7 protein-coding genes are annotated in these 7,206 nt (G+C 35.9%); 5 read left to right on the forward strand and 2 right to left on the reverse strand.

Annotated elements, in window-relative coordinates; translation table 11 throughout:
• Window positions 1-180 precede the first annotated feature (180 nt).
• Entirely contained in the window at window positions 181-426 is a 246-nt protein-coding gene (locus tag PENNN9_RS07310; RefSeq protein ID WP_058369051.1) for a helix-turn-helix transcriptional regulator, read from the reverse strand.
• A gap of 133 nt (window positions 427-559) precedes the next feature.
• Window positions 560-1,717, reverse strand: a complete 1,158-nt coding sequence (locus PENNN9_RS07315) for a cysteine desulfurase family protein (RefSeq protein WP_058369045.1) — start codon at window positions 1,715-1,717, stop codon at window positions 560-562.
• A gap of 153 nt (window positions 1,718-1,870) precedes the next feature.
• Here PENNN9_RS07315 and PENNN9_RS07320 point away from each other — a divergent pair, with 153 nt between their 5' ends.
• The 5 genes from PENNN9_RS07320 to PENNN9_RS07340 all read left to right on the forward strand — a co-directional run.
• Window positions 1,871-2,887: a DUF4007 family protein gene (locus PENNN9_RS07320; RefSeq protein ID WP_058369046.1), complete on the forward strand. Its 1,017-nt coding sequence runs from the start codon at window positions 1,871-1,873 to the stop codon at window positions 2,885-2,887.
• A gap of 64 nt (window positions 2,888-2,951) precedes the next feature.
• Window positions 2,952-3,335: a hypothetical protein gene (locus tag PENNN9_RS07325; RefSeq protein ID WP_058369047.1), complete on the forward strand. Its 384-nt coding sequence runs from the start codon at window positions 2,952-2,954 to the stop codon at window positions 3,333-3,335.
• A gap of 1 nt (window position 3,336) precedes the next feature.
• Window positions 3,337-3,648 (forward strand): hypothetical protein, encoded by a 312-nt coding sequence (locus tag PENNN9_RS07330; protein WP_058369048.1) that lies wholly within the window; start codon window positions 3,337-3,339, stop codon window positions 3,646-3,648.
• On the forward strand, window positions 3,617-6,439 hold the full coding sequence (locus PENNN9_RS07335) for a hypothetical protein (RefSeq protein WP_156410084.1): 2,823 nt from the start codon (window positions 3,617-3,619) through the stop codon (window positions 6,437-6,439). Before PENNN9_RS07330 ends, PENNN9_RS07335 begins: the two co-directional genes overlap by 32 nt.
• Window positions 6,440-7,206 (forward strand): phosphoadenosine phosphosulfate reductase family protein (locus PENNN9_RS07340; RefSeq protein WP_058369050.1); only part of this gene is annotated, 767 nt, incomplete at its 3' end.

Here is a 7,206-nt window from a genome sequence, read left to right on the forward strand (position 1 = left end):
ACCAGCACCAATGTATTGAAGATCAAAAAAACCTTTATCGTTTGATACGACTACTAACTATAGGATAGCTTTTTTCATCAGAGTTGTGATCGAGTCATTAGAATTTAGTCGAATAGTATAACAACGAAAAATAGCCAGTTATCCTCTTCTTAGAGTTAGGACATGTCAATTAAAATATACTTATCGTTCACTGATCTTAGTATTAATCCATTCTGCAATCTCACTTGCTACCCATGCTACCCTTATTTGCGTAAGTTGTACCTTTTTAGGGAAGGTTGGGTCATAGCGAAAAGACTTCTCGTTAGTTATCTCATAGATCGTAGAGCGACTAAGACCAGTGCAGTTACCAACATCCTTAATGCTTAATAGTTGTGGGATATGATTGCATGGTTCTATGGCTGGCAAGGTGTTATTTGGACTATTCATGACTTGTTCCATACAAATAAATGAAAATTTTTTAGTCATTAAACTTTGATACACATGAACCGCAGTCAATAACTCAATATTCGAATTATTAATTCGCTTAAACTCTCTCAGTGTAGCCTTAGCAATTGAGGCATTACGGAATTGTACCAATTGATTTAACCGCATTTGTAATCATCTCTACAACTAAATTTACCTCTTCAACGGTAGTCATTCTCCCTACACAAATTCTAAATGTGCATTCAGCAACTTCTTTTGAAATACCCATCGCTTTCATAACAGGCGAGTATTCACGATCTAATCCATCACAAGCAGATCCAAGTGAAAAAGCAACATGTGGCTGTACGTTGTTCAATAATTGTACGCTATCAATATTTTCGATTGCTAAATATAAACTACCAGGGTGTCGGTCATTTAAATCGCCAAATACTCTAACTGTAAAGGATTTACGCAATCCATTTAATATAGCGTCTCTCAACTCTTTTAATAGTAAAAGTTCGGACTTTCTATTCTCATCTAATAGTTTAGCTGCTTTAGCAAATCCGACAATTAGTGGCACAGGCAATGTACCAGCGCGTAAGCCATCTTGTTGGCCACCACCAGAAATCATAGGCATAAATTCAGAGTGTTGTAAGTGCTTTGAATACAATAGCCCAATACCTGATGGGCCATATATTTTATGAGCTGATAGTGTTAGAAAGTCTACTTCCAAGTCGTGGCAAGCGATATTAAGGTAACCTGCTTGTGAAGCATCTACGTGCAACATTGCATCATAGCGCTGACACAGATCAGCAACTTCATAGATAGGTTGGTTTGTTCCTATAACGCCATTGGTCATCGTGCAAGAAACCCATAGCACTTTGTGCTGCTCAAGTTTGCTTTGCATATCCTTTAAATCGATAAAACCTTCTGATGTGATGTCAATATAAATCAGTTTGAGACCATATTTATTAGCAGCTATCTCTAATGGGTTTAAGACAGATTTATGCTCCAAGTGACTGGTTAGAATTGTTTTTGCTTGTGGGTTCATTTTTTTGGCAATAAGGATGCCTGAATAAATAGCTAAGTTATTCGCTTCAGTGGCCCCTGAAGTAAATAGCAAGTCTTCTTCAAAGCAGTCATACATATTAGCGAATGCTTTTAGGCTATCGTTTACTATGCTTTGTTTAACCCAGCCAAAATAGTGTCCAGCTGAATGAGGGTTTCCAGGCTGAGACCAAACATTGTTCATTGCATCTATGACCAAAATATCACAAGGAGTATGTGAATTATAATCTAAGTATATGTTTTTCATAGCTTTATTACCATAGATAATTTTTAGAACTAAAAGAATATAATGTAATTACATGGAAATAGTAACATGATATACTCTTGCATTGGAGAGTTGTTCCAATGACATATACAACTATAAAAATTTATTAGCAATAATATGGATTGATTGATATTTATGCGTTATTTTGCATCTTTAACAAATAATATAAAACTAACCCTTTCAGGTCATGATACTTTTCCATTGAGATATGGCTGGCTAAAAAAAGTGCATGATCAAATCGAAATACAGCGGAAGTCTGAGAAATTCGATAATGTTTTTCTACAAGATACTGCGATTGCTGATTTTGGTGTCGGAAAAAATATGTTGAATGCTATGCGATTCTGGTCAACAAACACAGGCATGATTAGAAGAGATAATAACACTTATTATAATACAGAAGGTCATACGGAGGCAGGCGAACTTTTCGATAATGATAATTTAGATATTACAAGACAGCTTAACTCTTTCTATAACTCTAAAGTTTTTTTTGATGATGATGGTCTAGATCCTTATTTGGAATCGCCTTCCACTATCTGGTTATTGCACTTATGCCTTGTCACGAATCCTAGTTTAGTCACTTACTATTGGCTATTTAATATCAATACGAAACCAGAGTTAGGTAGAGAAGAATTTGCTCGATTATTGAAAGAGTTTTTCAAGGATCACGGTTTGTCTGCTCCTTCAGATTCAACAATAAAAAAAGATATTGAATGCTTAATTCAAAACTACACAACTAAAACTCGTAAAGCAAACGATGACTTTGAAAACGTATTAGAAGGTCCGCTAGTAGAGCTTGGACTGTTAAATCGTGTTAATAGACAAAATATTAGAGCATTACGAGGTGAGAAGAACTCTTTGACTCTAAATGTATTTGTATATGCGTTGATAAACTGTTGGCGAATTCATAATGAAGCAGCTGATACTTTGTCTATAGAGATGTGTACCTACGATGAATGTTCACCAGGCCGAGTATTCATGCTAGACGAAGATGCGATTATAGATTATGCAGAGCAATTACAAGACTCTGATTATTCTCTTACTTGGACTCAATCTGCTGGTATACGCCAATTCCAAATAACAAATGGTAGTAGTCTCAACGCTATTTTTGATCAATGCGTAGAACATATGAGAGATGAAGACTATAGTCATTAATATTGATTTAAAGAAACTTTATAAACGTATTTTCAATAAATTAATTACAGAGTTATGAATATTCATGAATACTAGCCCTAATATAGATAATTATCTCGTTAATCATATCGAGCGGAATCAATATTTTCAACGCTCTATTAATATCTATGCTGATAGCAATCATAAAGATTCTATCAGTAACTTTTACTGTGCCGCTTCTTATGAACAAATCTTAGTAAATATGATTAGTCATATAGAAGGTGGACAGACAGCATTTACTTGGACAGGTCCTTTCGGATCAGGTAAGTCTAGCTTAGCCCTATTTTTGCAGGCCTTAGTAAGTGACGATAAAGAGATCGTCAAGATCGCATCTTCTAAGTTAAGTAAAAAAAATAAATCTGTCATTGTGAAACATTTCAACTCTAAAGACCAACAATGGAAAACACTTAATTTGACAGAAAACACTTAATTTGACAGGTCAGACAATCGCGCCAGAGCAAATATTTAGAGATGCGCTAGAACTGCCTGCAAATGCTAGTGCGCAAGAAATTCTAGAGACATTAGAGGGCTATATAATTGAGAAACAAAGGCTAATCATTTTTATTGATGAGCTAGGAAAGGTATTTGAGAAACAAAGGCTAATCATTTTTTATTATGAGCTAGGAAAGGTATTTGATGGTGCAGCTAAAAGCCATCGTCCAGATGATATCTATTTTCTACAGCAGCTTGCTGAATTTGTAAATAGGACTAATGGAAGAATATTTTCTACAGCAGCTTGCTGAATTTGTAAATAGGACTAATGGAAGAATACTTTTAGTTGGTATGTTGCACCAATCTTTTACAGCTTATGCGCGTCAAGCGACTGCTAAAACTCATAATGAATGGATGAAGATTCAAGGTAGGTTTATCGATTTTGCTATTACATTATCAATTGAAGAGCAAATTTATCTCATTGGTCAAGTTATTAATATAACGAATAAACAGTTAGAAAAGCAAAAAAATGATGATGATTTCCTTGACCAAATTCGATCTTTAGTTGCCAATATTGCTAACTATCGTCAAATCAACTCAGAAAGTTTAACTGAGTTGCTAAGTGGTGTATTTCCTTTACATCCGCTTGTTGCGATTTTGCTATGTAAGTTATCTCAAAAAAACTTTGGACAAAATCAGCGTAGCATTTTCTCGTTCTTAATGTCTTCTGAATCAAATGGTTTTGGCTATTATTTAAAAAATACTACACTGGATAAAGATAAAGTTGCTTTATTTAAGCCGCATCAGTTTTGGGATTATCTAGATAGTAATTTAAATAGTGCTATTACTGCTTCTGAGTACAGCAAACAATGGCTACTGTCTCAAACCGCAGTTAACCGTTATGAAGGGCTTGACGAGGAAGTTAAAGTTAATCTGATTAAAATAGTCGCTTTAATTAGTATTTTCGCTGATGGTACAGGAGTGCATGCGAGTTCTGAGCTATTAAAGATACTACTAGATATAAGTGAAGATCAGCTAAGTAAAATTATAAAATCCTTAGAGTCGGCTTCAATTATATTTTACAGTAAATTTAAACAATCCTACGTGCTAAGTGAAGGCAGCGACTTTAACCTAAATGATGCGGTTAGAGAGCAGCTTCAGGACCTTGATTCATTACCATTTGAGCAGTTAGAACAGTTTGAGCCTATCGTTGCAAAAAAACATTATCAAATTACTGGTAGCCTGCGTTGGATGGAAGTTAAGCTGCTTCCCGTTACTGATGAATTAGAAGAAACACTTTTAGCTCTGCAAGGTAGTATCAACTCCTCATTAGTCGGATACTTCTGTTTACTTATACCTAAAGATGATGAAGAAGTACTGTTGGCGACAGAGGTTTGTAAAGAAATAGACAATACTGATGACTTTAATAATTTGGTGGTTGCAGTCTTAGATAGTCATACGACTATCATTGACATGTTAAAAGATAAGATTGCTTTGAGCAATATTTTGAGAAATGAAGAGAGGTTACTGAACGATAAGATTGCACGTCAAGAGACTGAAGGGCGTTTGGTTGAGATTAAAGATGCCTTAGGTAATTTGCTTGATAAAAGTTTAAACGCATCGAAGTGGTATAGCAAACATTTAGCAAGCCCTGAAACGCAATTAAATCGATTCAAACTTTCAGCACTTGCATCAACCATCGCCGATAAACAAGTTACTCAAAATTTCATTTGTAATAATGAGCTGGTCAATCGCAATAAACCGTCACCTAGCGCGAAAGGTGCTATTCGTGAACTGCTGAAACGTATGATTGAACGTAGTGAAGAGGAAAGCTTAGGAATCGATAAGTTTCCACCTGAAAAAGGTGTATATGAGTCAATTATTGTCAAAAATGGTTTGCACAAAGCGGATAGTGATGGCAACTATTATTTCTCTCAGCCTGATGATATACAGTTAAAGGCTATCTGGAAATGTGCCGATGATATCATTGCTGAGGCTAAAGGAGATCTAGTTACTGCTAAGGAGATCTATGAAGCTTGGCAGGCGCCTCCTTACGGCGTGAAAGCAGGATTACATGAGATTCTATATATTGCTTATATATTGTCGCGTCACAGTGACCTAGCTAATTATATTAATGGTGAATACAAGCCTTCGGTTCAATATTTATTGGCTGAGTATCTGATTAAAGTTCCTGCTGATGTAGGTGTAAGAGAAGTATCTTTCTTAGAGGGTGTCCAATCATGGATTCATGTTTTAAGAGACAGATTAGAAGAAGAGTTCGGCGTTCGTCTGAATACCAAGATTGAGGATGAACCATTACCAATTGCTCAAGCATTAGTTAGTATTTTCTATAGTTTGCATCCATGGATTCAGCGTACTAATAATTTATCACCTAAAACTAAGCAGCTGCGTGATATCTTGAAAAAAGCAAATGATCCTAACCAGTTACTCTTTGATGACTTGCCGAAGTTTTTTAATGCAGCAGATAGCGATGATGCTAAGGTTGAAAAAATTATTAAAGGATTACGAGAGTTAGATAAGGTTTATCCAGACCTCGTGTCTGAAATAAACATGGGATTACAGAATTATCTTAAAGTGAAAGAAGATAGTATTAACCCTTATTCTGAAATTAATAAACGTTCTGAAGCACTCTTTGGTAAGTCAGGCGATTATTTATTAGACGCGTTTATAGCTAGACTGGTTAAGTATGATGGCTCAATGAACGACGCTGAAAGTTTGATCAGTTTATTAGCAGGTAATAAACCTTCTAAGAAATGGATTGATCAAGACATCATTAAAGCTAAGCAGCGTATAGCAACTTATGGGTTTCAGTTTTTAGAAGCAGAGGTTAATGCTGATGTAAATGCTAGCCCAGATAGACAAAAAGTAGGAGTCATCACTAAGTCACTTAATGCAACGACTAGCTTAGTAAAAGAAGCTCATATCACTTCAAAAAATGTAAAGATTATCAATGATCAAGTAGATCAAATCAATAAAGCCACAAAGTATGGCAAGCTTGATCTAAATGATAGAGTTGCTGTGATTGCTAAGCTTTTAGAAGCTCTACATGATGAAGAACACAGTGAAAAGGAAGAGTCTTAGATGCCAAAAATTAAGCATGTATTAGGTATTTCAGGTGGTAAAGATAGTGCGGCATTAGCTATTTATATGCGCGATAACTACCCAGAATTAGACATCGAATATTTTTTTACCGATACTGGCAAAGAGCTTGATGAAGTGTATGAGTATCTCTCTTACTTAGAAGGATACTTAGGTAAACCTGTACAACATATCAACCCTGATAGGGATTTTGATTTTTGGTTGACTCAACATAACGATTACTTGCCTTCACCGCAGGCTCGCTGGTGTACCATTAAAATGAAACTAAAACCGTTTCAAGACTGGGTGCAGGAATTTTTAGATGATGGTTATGAAGTATACTCATATGTTGCTATTCGTTCAGATGAACCATACCGTACTGGTTATGACTCTAGTGACGAAAAGCTGGTCATAAAATTACCATTCAGAGAGGACGGTATAGATAAGCCTGGGGTGATGGATATACTAGAAAACTCTGGAGTAGGTCTACCATCGTATTATGAGTGGCGTACACGTAGTGGCTGCACCTTTTGCTTCTTCCAACGTAAGATAGAGTGGGTGGGACTACTAGAGCGTCATCCTAAGGCTTTTAAAGAAGCTATGGCTTATGAGAAGGAAGCGTTGGCAAATCAAACGCCCTTTACTTGGTCTGAGCGTGAGTCGTTAGAAGAGCTTAGTCGTCCTGAACGCATCGCTGAAATTAAAGCAGATCACGAAAAGAGAATTGCGAAAATGAAGAAGCGGATTAAAGTTAATCCGAGGGAAGTCTT

This window comes from Psychrobacter sp. ENNN9_III, assembly GCF_001462175.1.
Taxonomy (GTDB): Bacteria; Pseudomonadota; Gammaproteobacteria; order Pseudomonadales; family Moraxellaceae; genus Psychrobacter.

Coding starts and splice junctions, on each gene's coding strand:
- PENNN9_RS07335 (WP_156410084.1), top strand. CDS start 3,617: ATGGAAGAATATTTTCTACAGCAGCTTGCTGAATTTGTAAATAGGACT.
- PENNN9_RS07320 (WP_058369046.1), top strand. CDS start 1,871: ATGCGTTATTTTGCATCTTTAACAAATAATATAAAACTAACCCTTTCA.
- PENNN9_RS07325 (WP_058369047.1), top strand. CDS start 2,952: ATGAATACTAGCCCTAATATAGATAATTATCTCGTTAATCATATCGAG.
- PENNN9_RS07310 (WP_058369051.1), bottom strand. CDS start 426: ATGAATAGTCCAAATAACACCTTGCCAGCCATAGAACCATGCAATCAT.
- PENNN9_RS07315 (WP_058369045.1), bottom strand. CDS start 1,717: ATGAAAAACATATACTTAGATTATAATTCACATACTCCTTGTGATATT.